Annotated in this window: 16 protein-coding genes and 1 tRNA gene; 5 read left to right on the plus strand and 12 right to left on the minus strand. The window is 70.0% G+C overall.

From position 1 onward, the window contains the following. Positions 1-78: 78 nt before the first annotated feature. The 3 genes from ACZ7L4_RS31940 (at position 79) to ACZ7L4_RS31950 (ending at position 4,575) form a co-directional block, all read left to right on the plus strand. Positions 79-2,100 (plus strand): ArnT family glycosyltransferase, encoded by a 2,022-nt coding sequence (locus ACZ7L4_RS31940; RefSeq protein WP_472108172.1) that lies wholly within the window; start codon positions 79-81, stop codon positions 2,098-2,100. 88 nt (positions 2,101-2,188) lie between these two features. Continuing rightward, a complete protein-coding gene (locus ACZ7L4_RS31945; protein ID WP_472108034.1) occupies positions 2,189-3,703 on the plus strand; it encodes an MFS transporter in 1,515 nt (504 codons plus the stop codon). Between the two features lie 77 nt (positions 3,704-3,780). After that, the gene (locus ACZ7L4_RS31950; RefSeq protein ID WP_472108036.1) at positions 3,781-4,575 is read left to right on the plus strand and encodes a TetR/AcrR family transcriptional regulator; all 795 of its coding nucleotides are present in this window, start codon (positions 3,781-3,783) and stop codon (positions 4,573-4,575) included. Between the two features lie 47 nt (positions 4,576-4,622). Here ACZ7L4_RS31950 and ACZ7L4_RS31955 read toward each other — a convergent pair whose 3' ends face one another. The 4 genes from ACZ7L4_RS31955 to ACZ7L4_RS31970 form a co-directional block, all read right to left on the minus strand. Beyond that, positions 4,623-5,084, minus strand: a complete 462-nt coding sequence (locus ACZ7L4_RS31955) for a PPOX class F420-dependent oxidoreductase (protein ID WP_385758766.1) — start codon at positions 5,082-5,084, stop codon at positions 4,623-4,625. Positions 5,085-5,123: 39 nt separating this feature from the next. Next, on the minus strand, positions 5,124-5,942 hold the full coding sequence (locus ACZ7L4_RS31960; protein ID WP_385758763.1) for a YceI family protein: 819 nt from the start codon (positions 5,940-5,942) through the stop codon (positions 5,124-5,126). Positions 5,943-6,150: 208 nt separating this feature from the next. Beyond that, the gene (locus ACZ7L4_RS31965; protein ID WP_472108038.1) at positions 6,151-8,601 is read right to left on the minus strand and encodes an MFS transporter; all 2,451 of its coding nucleotides are present in this window, start codon (positions 8,599-8,601) and stop codon (positions 6,151-6,153) included. Positions 8,602-8,699: 98 nt separating this feature from the next. Then, the gene (locus tag ACZ7L4_RS31970) at positions 8,700-9,218 is read right to left on the minus strand and encodes a MarR family winged helix-turn-helix transcriptional regulator (RefSeq protein ID WP_472108040.1); all 519 of its coding nucleotides are present in this window, start codon (positions 9,216-9,218) and stop codon (positions 8,700-8,702) included. A 197-nt stretch (positions 9,219-9,415) separates the two neighbouring features. Between ACZ7L4_RS31970 and ACZ7L4_RS31975 the strand changes: the two genes are divergently transcribed. Then, on the plus strand, positions 9,416-9,622 hold the full coding sequence (locus ACZ7L4_RS31975) for a hypothetical protein (RefSeq protein WP_450811505.1): 207 nt from the start codon (positions 9,416-9,418) through the stop codon (positions 9,620-9,622). Between the two features lie 33 nt (positions 9,623-9,655). Here ACZ7L4_RS31975 and ACZ7L4_RS31980 read toward each other — a convergent pair whose 3' ends face one another. The 5 genes from ACZ7L4_RS31980 to ACZ7L4_RS32000 form a co-directional block, all read right to left on the minus strand. After that, positions 9,656-10,447, minus strand: coding sequence for a hypothetical protein (locus ACZ7L4_RS31980; protein ID WP_472108042.1), 792 nt, complete (start codon positions 10,445-10,447; stop codon positions 9,656-9,658). A gap of 72 nt (positions 10,448-10,519) precedes the next feature. Then, positions 10,520-11,458: an RNA polymerase sigma factor SigF gene (locus tag ACZ7L4_RS31985; protein ID WP_385758749.1), complete on the minus strand. Its 939-nt coding sequence runs from the start codon at positions 11,456-11,458 to the stop codon at positions 10,520-10,522. Positions 11,459-11,705: 247 nt separating this feature from the next. Continuing rightward, the gene (locus tag ACZ7L4_RS31990; RefSeq protein WP_472108044.1) at positions 11,706-12,530 is read right to left on the minus strand and encodes an RNA polymerase sigma factor SigF; all 825 of its coding nucleotides are present in this window, start codon (positions 12,528-12,530) and stop codon (positions 11,706-11,708) included. 189 nt (positions 12,531-12,719) lie between these two features. Then, a complete protein-coding gene (locus ACZ7L4_RS31995) occupies positions 12,720-13,013 on the minus strand; it encodes a Dabb family protein (protein ID WP_472108045.1) in 294 nt (97 codons plus the stop codon). A gap of 15 nt (positions 13,014-13,028) precedes the next feature. Continuing rightward, entirely contained in the window at positions 13,029-13,202 is a 174-nt protein-coding gene (locus ACZ7L4_RS32000; protein ID WP_385758742.1) for a hypothetical protein, read from the minus strand. Positions 13,203-13,646: 444 nt separating this feature from the next. Between ACZ7L4_RS32000 and ACZ7L4_RS32005 the strand changes: the two genes are divergently transcribed. Beyond that, positions 13,647-13,928, plus strand: a complete 282-nt coding sequence (locus ACZ7L4_RS32005) for a hypothetical protein (protein ID WP_472108047.1) — start codon at positions 13,647-13,649, stop codon at positions 13,926-13,928. Positions 13,929-13,983: 55 nt separating this feature from the next. Here the strand turns inward: ACZ7L4_RS32005 and ACZ7L4_RS32010 are convergent. The 3 genes from ACZ7L4_RS32010 to ACZ7L4_RS32020 all read right to left on the minus strand — a co-directional run bounded on the left by ACZ7L4_RS32010 (position 13,984) and on the right by ACZ7L4_RS32020 (position 15,177). After that, positions 13,984-14,068 (minus strand) — tRNA-Ser (locus ACZ7L4_RS32010). Positions 14,069-14,078: 10 nt separating this feature from the next. Further along, a complete protein-coding gene (gene tadA, locus ACZ7L4_RS32015; protein ID WP_472108173.1) occupies positions 14,079-14,537 on the minus strand; it encodes a tRNA adenosine(34) deaminase TadA in 459 nt (152 codons plus the stop codon). Between the two features lie 85 nt (positions 14,538-14,622). Continuing rightward, positions 14,623-15,177, minus strand: coding sequence for a tRNA adenosine deaminase-associated protein (locus ACZ7L4_RS32020; protein WP_472108049.1), 555 nt, complete (start codon positions 15,175-15,177; stop codon positions 14,623-14,625). Positions 15,178-15,210 lie beyond the last annotated feature (33 nt).

A 15,210-nucleotide genomic window follows, 5' to 3' on the forward strand; every position in this document is an offset into this window, starting at 1 on the left:
GTCGCCACCGAGACCGCCTCGGTGGCGACGCCCGAGCGGCCCGCGGATCCGCGCTGGGCCCGCCCGGCCTTCCTCGGCATGCTCCTCGTGATCGCGGCCGCCTACTTCTGGAACCTCTCCGCGTCCGGCTACGCCAACTCCTTCTACTCGGCGGCGGCCCAGGCGGGCAGCGAGAGCTGGAAGGCGTTCTTCTTCGGCTCGTCCGACGCGGCGAACGCGATCACCGTCGACAAGCCGCCGGCCGCACTGTGGCCGATGGGCCTGTCGGTGCGCCTCTTCGGCCTCAACTCGTGGGCGATCCTCGCCCCGCAGGTCCTGATGGCGGTGGCCACAGCGGGGGTGCTGTACGGGGCGGTACGCCGCCGGTTCAGCGCCGCGGCGGGCCTGATCGCCATGGTGGTGCTCGCGACGACCCCGGTCGCCGCGCTGATGTTCCGCTTCAACAACCCGGACGCGCTGCTCGCGCTCCTGATGACCGTCACGGTCTACTGCGTGCTCCGCGCCATGGAGCACGGCCGCACCAAGTGGCTGATCTGGACGGGCGTCGCCGTCGGCCTCGCGTTCCTCACCAAGACGCTGCAGGCGTTCCTGGTCCTGCCGCCGCTGGCGGTCCTCTACGCGGTGTTCGCGCCGGTACGGGTGCGCAAGCGGTTCGGGCAACTCGCCCTGTCCGCCCTTGCGATGATCGTGTCCGGCGGCTGGTGGGTGGCGATCGTCGAGCTGTGGCCCGCGTCCTCGCGGCCGTACATCGGCGGCTCCCAGAACAACTCGTTCCTTGAACTGACTTTCGGCTACAACGGCCTCGGCCGCATCAACGGCGACGAGACCGGTTCGGTCGGCGGCGGTGGCGGCGGCATGGGCGGCGGCACCGGGCAGTGGGGCGAGACCGGTCTCACCCGGATGTTCAACTCCGAGATCGGCAGCCAGGTCTCGTGGCTGATCCCCGCCGCGCTGATCCTTTTCGTCGCGGGCGTGATCCTGACGTGGAAGGCCCGGCGGACCGACCTGACGCGCGCCGCGTTCCTCGCGTGGGGCGGCTCGCTGCTGATGACCGGCCTGGTCTTCAGCTTCATGGCGGGCATCTTCCACCAGTACTACACGGTGGCCCTGGCCCCGTATCTCGCGGCCGTGATCGGCATGGGCGCGGTCGCGCTGTGGGAGCGGCGGACGCGGGTGGCCTGGTCGGTGACGCTGGGCGCGGCGGTCGTGGCGTCGGCGGTGTGGGCGTACGTGCTGCTCGGCCGGACCTCGGACTACCTGCCGTGGCTGCGGTGGGCCGTGCTGATCGGCGGCCTCGTGGCGGGGCTCGGCCTCGCGCTCGCGGGCCGGCTCAACCGTCGACTGGCGCTCGCCGCGGCCGGGTTGGGGCTGGTGGCCTCGCTGGCGGCGCCCACCGCGTACACCATCTCTACGTTGAACACCGGGCACACCGGGTCGATCGTGACGGCGGGTCCCTCCGGGTCGAGCATGATGGGCGGCCCTGGCGGGGGCGGTGGCGGCGGCAAGGGCGGCTTCCCGGGCGGCGGCGGAATGCCGGGCCAGAAGGGCAAGACCGGCCAGGGCGGCCAGGGCGGCCGGACCGGTCAGGGCGGGAACATGCCGCAGCCCCCGACGGGCGGCGGCAACGCCAAGGGCGGCTTCCCCGGCGGCGGCATGCCCGGCCAGAACCAGAAGGCCGGAAGCAAGGCCGGCGGCAAGGCCGGAGCCGGAGGCGGTGGCGGCGGCATGGGCGGCCTCCTCAACGGCGCCCAGGTCAGCAGCAAGGCCAAGAAGCTCCTCCAGCAGAACGCCGACGACTACACCTGGGCCGCCGCCACGGTCGGCTCGCAGAACCAGGCGAGCTACCAGCTGGCCACCGGCGAACCGGTGATGGCGATCGGCGGCTTCAACGGCACGGACCCGTCCCCGACGCTCGCCCAGTTCAAGCAGTACGTCGAGGACGGGAAGATCCACTACTTCATCGGCAGCGGATCCAGCGGCGGCGGCATGGGCGGCTCCGACTCCGGATCCGCGTCGAAGATCGCCAAGTGGGTCGAGGCCAACTTCACGAAGGTGACCGTCGGAAGCAGCACGTTCTACGACCTGTCGGACCCCTCGTAGTCCGGGCAACAAAGCGGTTGTACAGCGTACAGCCAACCCTCTACGGTGTACGGGACGCATTCATCCCGTACACCGTAGAGGAGTACCCATGGCGCCCACGGCCGACCCGGCCATCGAGGCACCCCGGTCCGCGTCCGGCGGCCACCCCCAGCGCTGGATCATCCTCGGCGTCATCTGCCTCGCCCAGCTGACCGTGCTGCTCGACAACACCGTGCTGAACGTCGCGATCCCCTCCCTCACCCGGGAACTGGGCGCCTCGACGTCCGACATCCAGTGGGTGATCAGCGCCTACTCGCTCGTCCAGTCGGGCCTGCTGCTCACTGCGGGCAGCAGCTCCGACCGCTACGGCCGCAAGAAGATGCTCGCGGCCGGCCTCGCGATCTTCGGCGTGGGCTCGCTCGTCGCCGGACTCGCCGGGAGCACAGGACAGTTGATCGCCGCGCGGGCCGGCATGGGCATCGGCGGCGCACTGCTCATGACCTCGACGCTCGCGGTCGTCGTGCAGATCTTCGACGACGCCGAGCGCGTGAAGGCGATCGGCCTGTGGGCCACCGTCAACTCGCTGGGCTTCGCCGTCGGCCCGCTGCTCGGCGGCGTGATGCTCGACCACTTCTGGTGGGGCTCGATCTTCCTCATCAACATCCCGGTCGCGGTCATCGGCCTGATCGCGGTCGTCGCCCTGGTCCCCGAGTCGAAGAACCCGCAGGGCGACCGCCCCGACCTGCTCGGCGCGCTGCTCTCGACGATCGGCATGACCGGCGTCGTCTACGCGATCATCTCGGGCCCCGACGACGGCTGGACGTCCACACCCACGCTGGCCTCGGCCGCGGTCGGTGTCCTCTTCCTGGCCGCGTTCGTGACGTGGGAGCTGCGGATCCCGTATCCGATGCTCGACATGCACTTCTTCCGCAACCAGAAGTTCACGGGCGCGGTGACCGGCGCGATCCTCGTCGCGTTCGGCATGGGCGGCTCGCTGTTCCTGCTCACCCAGCACCTCCAGTTCGTGCTCGGGTACGGGCCGTTGGAGGCGGGCCTGCACACCGCGCCGCTCGCGCTCACCGTCGTCGCGCTCAATCTGACCGGCGTCGGCGCGCGGCTCCTGCCGAAGATGGGCACGCCGCTCGTCATCGCGACGGGCATGACGTGCATGGCTGCGGGGCTCGCGGCGATCGCCCTGCTCGGCGGGGACGGCTACGGCGGCATGCTGCTCGGCCTGGTGGTCATGGGCGCGGGCATCGCGTTCGCCATGCCGGCCATGGCCAACGCGATCATGAGCGCGATCCCGCCGGAGAAGGCGGGCGTGGGCGCCGGGGTCAACGGCACGCTCGCGGAGTTCGGCAACGGGCTCGGGGTCGCGGTCCTCGGCGCGGTCCTCAACGCCCGGTTCGGCGCGCTCGTCGCGGTGTCGGCGGCGTCCTTCCCCGCGGCGCTCGCGGCGGCGGACTCGGCGGGCGAGAAGGCCCGGATCAGCGACGCCTTCGCCTCCGGCCTGGAGACCAGCCAACTGGTCGGCGCGGTCGCCGTCCTCGCGGGCGGCCTCCTCGCGGCGCTCCTGCTGCGCAGGGCCGAGCGAGCAGAATCCGCGGCGGTGACTTCCGCTTAGCATCGGTGCGGGCGGGGAGCGGTCCTGTGCGCAGGCCCGCCCCGCCCGCGTACGAGGAAACCCTGGGAAGGAACGCCATGGCGAAGGCAGCGCGGATGAGCGTCTGGCTCGAGGACACGGATGGCGCCGCGGAGCCCAGGCCCAGAGCGTCGCGCGGCCGGCGGGCCGAGCAGCCCAGCGGCCTCGACCGGGAGCGGATCACCGAGGCGACGGTGCGGCTCCTGGACGCGGAGGGGCTCGCCAAGTTCTCGATGCGGCGCCTGGCGGGCGAGCTGGGCGTCACCGCGATGTCCGTCTACTGGTACGTCGACACCAAGGACGACCTCCTCGAACTCGCCCTCGACCAGGCCTTCGGCGAGCTGGAGATCCCGGACACGGACGCGGAGGACCTGCCGGACTGGCAGACGCAGCTGCGCGAACTGGCCGCCACGTACCGCACGTTGCTGGTGCGCCATCCGTGGATCTCGCCGCTCGTCGGCAACTTCCTCAACGTCGGCCCGAAGTCGCTGCTGTTCTCGCGCGCGGTGCAGCGGGTGATCGCCCGCACCGGCCTCTCGCTGGCCCAGCAGCGCGGGGCCGTCGCCTCCGTCTTCCAGTTCGTCTACGGGTACGGCACGGTCGAGGGCCACTTCCGGCAGCGCTGCGCCGAGGTCGGGCTCACCCAGGACGAGTACTTCCACAAGGCGATGGCCGCGTTCTCCGTCCCGGAGGAGATGGCGGACGACTTCCGGCACGCCGAGCGGATGATGGAGGCGGTGGAGGAGGGCGGCGACGTGAACGCGATGCGCGACATGGACTTCCAGGTCGCCCTGGACCTCCAGATCGCCGGCATCGAATCCCTGGTGGCCAATTCAAGCCCCGCCGGCGATTGAGGCGCGGGGTCCGGGGCAGAGCCCCGAGACCGCAACGCCGGTACGGGTCAAGCGAGTCGCGCCGGGAACCCACCCGTGGCGACCGGCCCCCACTTCTCCGGAGTGACCCGGATGATCGACTTGCCCTGCTTCACCATCGCCTCGCGATACTCGTCCCAGTCCGGATGCTCCCCCGAAATGCACCGGAAGTACTCGACGAGCGCCTCGACGGAGTCCGGCGAGTCGATGACCTCCGCCGACCCGTCGACCTGCACCCACGGCCCGTTCCACTCATCACTGAGCACGACGAGGCTGACCCGCGGATCCCGCTTCGCGTTCCGCGTCTTCGCCCGCTCCGGGTACGTGGAAACAACAATCCGCCCGTCGCCGTCGACCCCGCAGGTCAGAGGTGAGGCCTGCGGGGACCCGTCGGCGCGGGCGGTGATGAGGAGGGCGCGATGCCGGGGTCGCACGAAATCGAGCAACTCGTCGAGTGAGACACGGGTGTTGGTCGCGATGTTCGGAGCCATGCTTCGCACCCTAACCCCGGCCACCGACACCCGCAGGCGTCACATCTGCGGCAGCGCGTCGCCCTGTACGGCCTGGATGTCGAGCTCGACCTTCAGCGTCGCGCCGATCGCCGCGATGCCGGCCTGCACGACCTGGTTGTAGTTCATCGCGAAGTCCTCGCGCTTCAGCTCGGCCGTCGCCTTGAACGCCGCGCGGGTGCCGCCCCACGGGTCGGCGCCGGTGCCCAGGTAGCTGAGGTCCAGGTCGACCTGGCGCGCCACACCGTGCAGGCTCAGCTCGCCGTGGACGGTCCAGCGGTCGGTGCCCGCGGGGTCGATGGAGGTCGACCGGTAGGTGATCTCCGGGTACGTCTCGACGTCCAGGAAGTCCGGGGACTTCAGGTGGCCGTCGCGCATGCCGTTGCCGGTGTCGATGGACGCCGCGTTGATGACGGCCTCGACCCGCGACTTCTCCACGTCCTGCGCTATGTCGATGCGCGCCGAGAAGTCGGTGAACCGGCCGTGCACCGAGGTGATGCCCAGGTGCTGCGCCGTCGCCGCGATCGTCGAGTGCATCGGGTCGACCATCCAGGGCCCGGGCGGCGGCAGCTCGGCCCCGCCCTGCCGGTGCAGCACGATGCTGCCCACGTCGGCCCGGCCGCTCGCCGTCACCATCGCGGTGGAGGCGGCGGGGGCGTAGCCGACGGCGGTCACGATCACCGTGTAGGGACCGGGCGCAAGGGTGGCCGGGTCGTGCACGGCGCCCTCGTCATCGGCCTCGGCCCGCAGCACCTGCGAACCGGTCATGTCGGTCACCGTGACGACGGCGTGCGGCAGGGCCCACCCGTCCCGCGTGCGGATCCGCGCGCTCAGTCCCATGCTTTTGCTCTCCTAGCTCAAGTTCATACGTACGCAGGGCGGCTGGTCATTGCTCCCCCTGCGTGGACGGGCCCCGGTCGGCACTGCGTCTCGGCCGTCCCCTGCCGTTGGCGACGCCGCCGGGTCCGGGGCCCATTCTCACAACCGGGCCTGTGTGGTCCGCGTCCGCTCAAAGCGCGAACCACACCTTCAGGTGGCCCGGGGCCTGTTACTCGCCGGGGTGGGCGAGTTCGATGTCGTGGCCGTCGACGCCGCTGCCGTTCACGCTGAGGCCGGTGGCCACCGGCGGGTAGCCGGTCGCGATCACGGTGTACTCGCCGCCGTCCAGGTCGGTGAAGGCGTACGCGCCGTCCTCACCGGTGGTGGCGGTGGCGACCACGTTGCCCGCGGCGTCCACCAGCGTGACCCGCGCGTCGTTCAGCGCGCGGCCCGCGGCCCGGACGGTGCCCTGCACCTGGGAGCCGGAGTGCAGGTCGATCTCGACGCGGGTGACACCGGAGCCGGTGACCTCGACGGGCAGCGCGGTGGGGCGGTGCCCCGGCGCGTTCACGGCGATGGTGACCGGGCCGGGAACCAGCTCGGCGAAGGTGAACTCGCCGGCCGGGCCCGACTGACCCGTGGCGAGCACGTCGCCGCGCACGTCGGTGACGATGACCATCGCCCCGGAGACCGGTTCCTTGGTCTCGCTGGCCCGCACCACACCGGTGAGGCCGCTGGTCCCGCTGAGCAGGATGTCGTACGTGACCGCTTCCTCGCCCACCAGGACGGTGGAGGCCTGCGGCTGGTAGCCGTCGGCCGAGGCGATCAGGACGTAGGAGCCGGCGCCGGGGGCGTCGACCGCGTACGAACCGTCGCCCTGGGCCACGGCGCGGCCCAGCTGACGGCCGCCGAGGGAGATCAGGGTGACCGCGGCACGCGGCACCGGGGCGGACTCGGCGCCGCGAACGAAACCGCGGACCGGGGTGCCGCCGCCGACGGGCGCGTCGCCACCGGCGGAGGCGACGGTCGCCAGCCGCTGGGTCTGGGTGTCGGCGGCGGGCGCACCCGCACCGACCAGGCTCGGGACCTGCTCCGGCGTGGGGGCCGGGGAAGCGGCCGCGGCCTGGGCGGCCGGGGCGGCGGCGGGCGCCGAGTCGCCCTGGGCGGCCTGCTCGAGGGCTCCGGTGGTACGCAGGGGAACCTCCTTGATGAAGATCGTGAAGAGGAACGCGAGGAACGCGATCGGTGCGGCGTACAGGAAGATGTCGGCGATGCCGGCCCCGTACGCGGCCTCCAGCCAGTTGCGGATGGGGCCGGGCAGCACGGACATGTCCGGCAGCGAGCTTCCGCCCATCGCCTTGCCGGCCGCCTGCTGCTCCTGCGGGCTGAGCTGGCCGATGGTGTCGGTGGCGTGGTGGCTGATGCGGGTGGTCATCACGGAGCCGAGCGCCGAGACGCCGATCGTGCCGCCGAGGGACCGGAAGAAGGTCACCATCGAGGAGGCGGAACCGAGGTCCTGGGGGGCGACCTGGTTCTGCGTGCTCAGCACGAGGTTCTGCATCATCATGCCGACGCCGAGACCGAGCAGCGCCATCCAGATCGCGACGCGCCAGTACGGGGTGTCGTACTCGATGGTGCCGAGCAGGCCCAGGCCCGCGGTCAGGAAGAGACCGCCGGCGACGAGCCAGGCCTTCCACTTGCCGGTCCGGGTGATGATCTGGCCGGAGACGGTGGAGGAGATGAAGAGTCCACCGATCATCGGGATCGTCATGACGCCCGACATCGTGGGCGTCTTGCCGCGCGCCAGCTGGAAGTACTGCGAGAAGTACACGGTGCCCGCGAACATCGCGACACCGACGAACAGCGAGGCGACCGAGGCCAGCGTGATGGTGCGGTTCTTGAAGAGGCGCAGCGGGATGATCGGCTCGCTGGCCTTGGACTCGACGAGCGTGAAGATCAGGGCGAGCACGATCGCGCCGCCGACCATCGTGTACGTCTGCCACGACAGCCAGTCGTACTTGTCGTCGGCGAAGGTGACCCAGATGAGGAGCAGGCAGACCGCGGCGGTGATGAAGAAGGCGCCGGCCCAGTCGACCTTGACCTTCCGCTTGAGCACCGGCAGCTTCAGCGTCTTCTGCAGCACGATCAGGGCGATCAGCGCGAAGGGCACACCGACGAAGAGGCAGTAGCGCCAGCCGAGCCAGTCGGTGTCGGTGATGACGCCGCCGAGCAGCGGACCGCCGACGGTCGCGACGGCGAACGTGGCGCCGAGGTAGCCGGAGTAACGCCCGCGCTCACGCGGGGAGATCATGGCGGCCATGATGATCTGCGCCAGGGCGGACAGACCACCGGCGCCGATGCCCTGGATGGCACGGGCGGTGATCAGCATGCCCGGGTTCTGCGCGAGGCCGGCGACGACCGAGCCCACCACGTAGACGATCAGGGCTATCTGGACCAGGGCCTTCTTGCTGAACAGGTCCGCCATCTTGCCCCACAGGGGCGTGGTGGCGGTCATGGCGAGCAGCGAGGCCGTGACGACCCAGGTGTACGCGGACTGGCCGCCGCCCAGATCGCCGATGATCTTCGGCAGGGCGTTGGTGACGATCGTCGACGAGACGATGGCGGCGAACATGCCGAGCAGCAGCCCGGACAGCGCCTCCATGACCTGCCGGTGCGACATGGGGGCACCCGCTTCGGGGGCGGCCCCTGAATGCTTGGGATGGCTGCCCCGCACACCGGACGGTGTGGTTGTTGCCATGGGATTCCTTTTCTTACGTCTTACGCGGGTGTACGGGTGGTGAGCTGAGCGGTCGACTCGGTGGTCGGCTCAGCGGCGGCCTGCGGAACCGTCGTTCGGGACCCCGTCGTGCGGCAGTCGCCGAAGCTGTCGCGCAGTCGCGTCATGAGGGCGATCAACTGATCGACCTCGTCGTCGGACCAGTCGCTCAGCCGATCGGCGAGCAGTTGGGTGCTCAGTTCGTTGAGCACCTCCAGCTGCTTCAAGCCCTTTTCGGTGAGGCTGAGGATGCGCGAACGTTTGTCGGCGGGGTCGGGACGACGCTCGATCCAGTCGCGGTCCACCACGTGTGCCACGTGCCGGCTGGCCACGGACACATCCACGGCGAGCAGCTCGGCCATGCGGCTCATCCGCATGTCTCCGTAGCGCTTGAGCAGGGTGAGTACGGCGGCCGAACCGGTCGGGCAGTCGTGCGGCATGATCCGCGCCATGTCCCTCTTGACGGCTCCGAAGGCGCTCATCTGTCGCGCCAGCTCGTCGTAGTGACGTTGTGCGGCCACGGCACCTCCTGACCAAAAGATCTTTATTTGTTGCTTAGGGCAACCATAGAAGCAGTTGGTTGCCACAGGCAAACGAAAGAGGGTGATCGCGGATAAAATCGCGGCAAAGATCGAGTGCAAATCAGTAAAGTCGCAGCTCAGGCGCCGTGCGCTGGGACTGTGGCGCTGTTCACGGCGATTCGCTAGGGTCCTGCTCCATGGCTAACAACCCCCAAGGCCCCGGCCCCCAGGGCACCAACGACCCCGCGGGCAACACCCAGATGTTCCGCGCCTTCGTCGACGAACAGCCTCCGGCGCGTCAGCAGGCGGCCGCCGCCAAGTCCGGACCGAGCGTCGGCCTGATCATCGGCATCGTGCTCGCGGTCGTCGTGGTGGCGGGCGTGGCCTGGCTGGCCCTCAAGTAGTCCGTTCCTGAGGCCCGTTCACTCCCAGTCGACTCACTTCCAGTCGACGTCGACGTCCTTCGTCTCCAGGCGCATCCCGAGCGGGACGCGCCAGGAGTCGACGCACACGGTCCACGTCTTCCGCTTCTTCTCCCCGGCCCCGATGGGCACGGGGAGCTTCTTCTTGACGTCGATCGTCGCCCAGTCGATGCCCAGCGCGCCCATCACGTGCGTCTCGAAGGTCGCGGTGCCCGAACGCACCGCGCTGCCACCGGAGTTGTGCAGGGTCAGCGTCACGTCCTGACACCAGCGCTTGTCGGCCTTCTTGAACTCCGGCTCGCCGACCTTGAGCGCGGCGGGTCCCGAGGGGGACGGGGAGGGGGCGGCACCCTGGCCGCTGTCGGTGTTCCCGGAGTCCCGGGCGCTGCCCGATTCGCCGGAGCTTCCGGAGCCGCCTGAGCTTCCGGAGGGCTTCTCGGTGGCGGACGGTGTGCCGCTTCCGCCGGGCGCCTCGGCGGGGAGGTCGTCCGCCGCGGGGAGCCCGCCCGCGTCCGCACCGCTCCCGCTGCCGCCGGCCTTGCCCGCCGAGCCCTTCCCCGCTGAGTCCGGGGCGCCGGGGGCGTCCGCCCCGGGGGAGTCAAGGGGGACGAGCTCCACCTTGCCGGTGGGCGCGACCCGCTCGCCCGGCTTCGTGGGCGCCGCTCCCGCCGCGCCCACGGCCACGTACGCATCGGGCCCGTCGCCACCGTCGAGGGCGACGACGGCGCCCGCGCTCACGCACACCGCGGCGACCGAAGCGGCACCGACGGCGAGCTTCCTGTGACCGAGCAACCAAGTCCGCAGCATCGCGCCAGTGTGTCTGACGCTCCGTCAAATCGGAACCCCGCGGACCCGGTTGAAAGGATCAGCCGATGCCCGTCAGTCGGCGATCAGGCCCTCGCGCAGCTGCGAGAGCGTCCGCGTGAGCAGCCGGGACACGTGCATCTGCGAGATGCCGACCTCCTCGCCGATCTGCGACTGCGTCATGTTCGCGAAGAACCGGAGCATGATGATCTGGCGCTCGCGCGGCGGCAGCTTGGCGAGCAGCGGCTTGAGCGACTCGCGGTACTCGACGCCCTCCAGGGCCGTGTCCTCGTAGCCCAGGCGGTCCGCGAGGGAGCCCTCGCCGCCGTCGTCCTCGGGCGCGGGCGAGTCCAGGGAGGACGCGGTGTACGCGTTGCCCACCGCGAGGCCGTCGACCACGTCCTCCTCGGAGACGCCGAGCACCGCGGCGAGCTCCGGGACGGTCGGCGAGCGGTCCAGCTTCTGCGCGAGCTCGTCGCTGGCCTTGGTGAGGGCGAGGCGCAGCTCCTGGAGGCGGCGCGGCACCCGCACCGACCACGAGGTGTCCCGGAAGAAGCGCTTGATCTCGCCGACCACCGTCGGCATCGCGAACGTCGGGAACTCCACGCCGCGTTCGCAGTCGAAACGGTCGATCGCCTTGATCAGACCGATCGTGCCGACCTGGACGATGTCCTCCATCGGCTCGTTGCGACTGCGGAAGCGGGCCGCCGCGTACCGCACCAGCGGCAGGTTCAGCTCGATCAGGGTGTCGCGGACGTACGCCCGCTCGGGGCTGTGCTCGTCGAGCGTGGCAAGACGCAGGAACAGGGAGCGGGACAGGGTGCGGGTGTCGATGGCCCCGCTCGCCCGGGGCGCCACGGGCACCTCGGGGCTCTCGGCGGCCTGGGTCGGCACCGAAACGGGAACAGGAGCGTCGATCAGCGCGGCAGGCGTCTGCTCGCTCAGGTCATCGGTCGCGGCGGGCGCGCCGGGCGTGAGCGTGAGCACCTTCGAGCTGCCCTGGTCTGCGGACATGCCACCCCCTTGAGGTCGCGGACGGTCGCGGCGGACGCTCCCGTCAGGTAAGAGCGCAGCCTCCACCTGAATACCGGACGAGGGGCTGCGCCAAACGCCGTTCCAGCAGAATGTCACATGTCGGCAACACGCTGTAGTGACATGTCGACATGTAAGGGATGGATCGGTGCAGGAAGCAGGGGGTGTGGCGCGAGGTGGTGCGGATTCTCGCGGGAATTGCCCCGCGAGCCTTGTCTACCCGTTCGAGCTAGGCATCGATCCTGTTTGCGGACCGAAGTCGAGCGAAGCTGCGGGCGAGGAGCCTTGACACGTGCATCTGTGAGACGCCCAGCTCCGCGCTGATCTGGGACTGCGTCAGATTGCTGTAGTAACGAAGCAGCAGGATCCGCTGCTCCCGCTCGGGCAGCTGTACGAGCAGATGCCGTACGAGATCGCGGTGCTCGACGCCGTCCAGCTCCGGGTCCTCGTAGCCGAGCCGGTCGAGCAGGCCCGGCATCCCGTCGCCCTCCTGCGCCGCCTCCAGGGACGTCGCGTGGTACGAGCGGCCCGCCTCGATGCAGGCGAGCACCTCGTCCTCGGCGATCCGCAGCCGCTCGGCGATCTCGGCGGTCGTGGGGGAGCGCCCGAAGGCGGTCGTGAGGTCCTCGGTGGCGCTGTTGACCTGCACCCACAGCTCGTGGAGACGACGCGGTACGTGCACGGTGCGGACGTTGTCGCGGAAGTACCGCTTGATCTCGCCGACGACCGTGGGCATCGCGAAGGTCGGGAACTGGACGCCGCGGTCCGGGTCGAACCGGTCGATGGCGTTGATGAGTCCGATCGTGCCGACCTGGACCACGTCCTCCATCGGCTCGTTGCGGCTGCGGAAGCGGGCGGCGGCGTAGCGGACCAGCGGCAGGTTCGCCTCGATCAGGGCGCCGCGCACCCGGGAGTGCTCGGGGCTGCCCGGCGGGAGGTCCTTGATCTGGGCGAAGAGGACCTGGGTCAGGGCGCGGGCGTCGGCGCCGCGGCTCTTCGCGGGCGCGGGCGGTGCTTCTTGAGGCGCAGTACTGGCCGGCACGGTCAACTCCACCTCTGTTTCCGTCAACTCATCGGTCAAAAGCGGTCATAGCATCACAAGACATGTGCACTGTGTGCAAGCACCGCATAACTCCGTGTTGAAGGCCCAGTTGGGGGCACGAGAGGGGGTCGAGCACGCCGAGGAGCCCCTCACCGTTCCGGTGAGGGGCTCCTCGAACGTGTGACGCTGCGGAGAGTTCGCTCAGAACTCGTAGTCCGCGATCACCCACGTGGCGAACTCGCGCCACAGCGCGACGCCCTCCTGGTGCGCGGGGTGCTCGATGTACCGCTTCAGGGCGTCGGTGTCCTCGACGGCCGAGTTGATCGCGAAGTCGTAGGCGATCGGCCGGTCGGTGATGTTCCAGTCGCACTCCCAGAACGTCAGCTCGGGGATCTTCTCGCCCAGCGCGCGGAAGGCCTCGACGCCCTCGGTCACGCGCGGTTCGTCACGGCTCACGCCGTCGTTGAGCTTGAAGAGGACCAGATGGCGGATCACGGATGCTCCCTGGGGCTACTTCCCACCGTTGACGACCCAGGTCATGAAGTCGCCTATCGACTGGGCGGCGGACGATACGCCTTCGAACCCTATCTGGACGTAGTCGGCGGCCTTGGAGGGGTCAGTGATGATCACGTAGAGCACGAAGACCACCCCGACGAAGAGCGCGACCTTCTTCGACTGCACCACGTTGCCTCCCCGTACCCGTGTCTGAATCCCCGCTCGACCCCTGGCGGCCGGCGGCGAGTCTAACGCGGACGATCACCGACGCGACCTTTAAGGACCAACGGCCTGCGGTAACGGGCCCTTTGCCGACGTCACGCACCCCCGCAAAGCGGCAGGATTGGTGATGAGCCCGGAGGGTCTGGCAGGAATCCGAAGGGCAGGGACGGCCCCCGACTGCGGGGTCCACGCCGCGACTTCCCCCGAAGCGGCGCGGACTACGGGAGACCGTCCTCATCGGGGGGAGTGGTTTGTCCCCCCGATACCACTCCCCCCGACCCAACCGTCACGTGAAGAGCCCCGACGCCTATCGACAGGTGTCGGGGCTTTTCCGTGTCCGTCCCTTCACCCACCGTGCCAAGGGGGGACCATGGGGTCGCCCACACGACGAGTGCAGGGAGGTACATCCCCATGGCCAACCAGACCCAGGCCCTCGGAAGGGGAGTCACCACGGGTGCGGAGAGCTTCTGGTACATCCTCGGGTGCATCTCGTTCGGAGCCGCCTACTTCGCGAAGATTCCTTCGAAGAAGGCCCTGAGCGAGTACGGGCTCTGCGAGATGACCAGTGCCGAGAAGTTCTGGTACGTGCTGCAGAACATCTGCTTCGGCTCCGGGTATCTGGCCAAGGTCCCCGTGAAGAAGGCGCTGTCCGAGGTCCGGTTCGGAGGCGACCAGTACCAGCAGGGCGGTTGAGCGGGCCGGGCAAAGCGAAGGGGCGGATCCGATTCGGATCCGCCCCTTCGGACGGCGGTAGCGGAGGGATTTGAACCCTCGGAGAGTTTCCCCTCACTCGCTTTCGAGGCGAGCTCCTTCGGCCGCTCGGACACGCTACCGAGAGGAACTCTAGCCCATGGTGGGCCGTGGTCCGAAATCCGTATCCCTGAAGAAACGGGTGAGCTGTGTCGCACACTCGTCGGCGAGCACTTCGGAGATCACTTCGGGCCTGTGGTTGAGCCGCCGGTCGCGGATCACGTCCCACAACGAACCGGCCGCGCCCGCCTTCTCGTCGTGGGCCCCGTACACGACCCGGTCGACGCGGGACTGCACGAGCGCGCCCGCGCACATGGTGCACGGCTCCAGGGTGACGACGAGCGTGCAGCCCGAAAGCCGCCACTCCCCTCGCCGCTGTGCCGCCCGCCGCAGCGCCAGCACTTCCGCGTGCGCCGTCGGATCCCCCGTCAGCTCCCGCTCGTTGTGCGCCCGCGCGAGCACGGTGGCCCCGTCCGGCGCCAGCACGACGGCGCCGACGGGCACGTCACCGCCCGCCGCGGCGAGCCCGGCCTCGGCCAGGGCCTGCCGCATCGGCGGCTTCCAGGGGTCTCGTACGGGATCGGGGACGGGAGCGGCGTCGGAGGGTGTCACGGCGAGGAATCTATCCCCGCGGCGGTCAGCGCACCGTCTCCAGGACCTCCGATGCCCCCAGGGCGTCGGCGATCTCGCTCAGCGCGTCCGCCCCGTCGAGGGTGAGCAGATCCTTCTCGGCGACGCCCAGGTCGGCGAGGACCCCGCTGTCACCGAGCGGGCCGGGCGGCACCACCTCGGCTCCCGCGTCCTCGTCGTCGGACGACTCCTCGCCGTCCGGTTCGCCGTCCTCCGTCCCGTCCAGATCCAGCGCGTCCAGGTCGTCGACGGCGTCCGAACCGTCCGGAGCCTTGCCGAGCAGTTCGTCGGTGAGCAGGATCTCGCCGTAGCTGCTGCGGGCGGCAGCGGCCGCGTCGGAGACGTAGATGCGAGGGTCCTCCTCGCCGTCGATCCGGACGACGCCGAACCAGGCGTCCTCTTGTTCGATGAAGACGAGGATCGTCTCGTCCTCGGCGCCGGCCTCGGCCGCCGCCTCGCGGGCCAGGTCGGACAGGTCCGACAGGGTCTCCACGTCGTCGAGCTCTGTGTCGCTCGCTTCCCACCCGTCTTCGGTGCGCGCGAGCAGTGCGGCGAAGTACACCGTGACTCTCCCACTGGTCTCAGGTGTGCCGGT

It is taken from the genome of Streptomyces sp. NPDC107575 (assembly GCF_055657265.1).

Bases quoted from the DNA above. Each gene is read 5' to 3' on its own strand.
- ACZ7L4_RS31940 (WP_472108172.1), top strand. From the start codon at position 79: ATGCTCCTCGTGATCGCGGCCGCCTACTTCTGGAACCTCTCCGCGTCC.
- ACZ7L4_RS31945 (WP_472108034.1), top strand. From the start codon at position 2,189: ATGGCGCCCACGGCCGACCCGGCCATCGAGGCACCCCGGTCCGCGTCC.
- ACZ7L4_RS31950 (WP_472108036.1), top strand. From the start codon at position 3,781: ATGGCGAAGGCAGCGCGGATGAGCGTCTGGCTCGAGGACACGGATGGC.
- ACZ7L4_RS31955 (WP_385758766.1), bottom strand. From the start codon at position 5,084: ATGGCTCCGAACATCGCGACCAACACCCGTGTCTCACTCGACGAGTTG.
- ACZ7L4_RS31960 (WP_385758763.1), bottom strand. From the start codon at position 5,942: ATGGGACTGAGCGCGCGGATCCGCACGCGGGACGGGTGGGCCCTGCCG.
- ACZ7L4_RS31965 (WP_472108038.1), bottom strand. From the start codon at position 8,601: ATGTCGCACCGGCAGGTCATGGAGGCGCTGTCCGGGCTGCTGCTCGGC.
- ACZ7L4_RS31975 (WP_450811505.1), top strand. From the start codon at position 9,416: ATGGCTAACAACCCCCAAGGCCCCGGCCCCCAGGGCACCAACGACCCC.
- ACZ7L4_RS31980 (WP_472108042.1), bottom strand. From the start codon at position 10,447: ATGCTGCGGACTTGGTTGCTCGGTCACAGGAAGCTCGCCGTCGGTGCC.
- ACZ7L4_RS31985 (WP_385758749.1), bottom strand. From the start codon at position 11,458: ATGTCCGCAGACCAGGGCAGCTCGAAGGTGCTCACGCTCACGCCCGGC.
- ACZ7L4_RS32005 (WP_472108047.1), top strand. From the start codon at position 13,647: ATGGCCAACCAGACCCAGGCCCTCGGAAGGGGAGTCACCACGGGTGCG.
- tadA (WP_472108173.1), bottom strand. From the start codon at position 14,537: ATGCGGCAGGCCCTGGCCGAGGCCGGGCTCGCCGCGGCGGGCGGTGAC.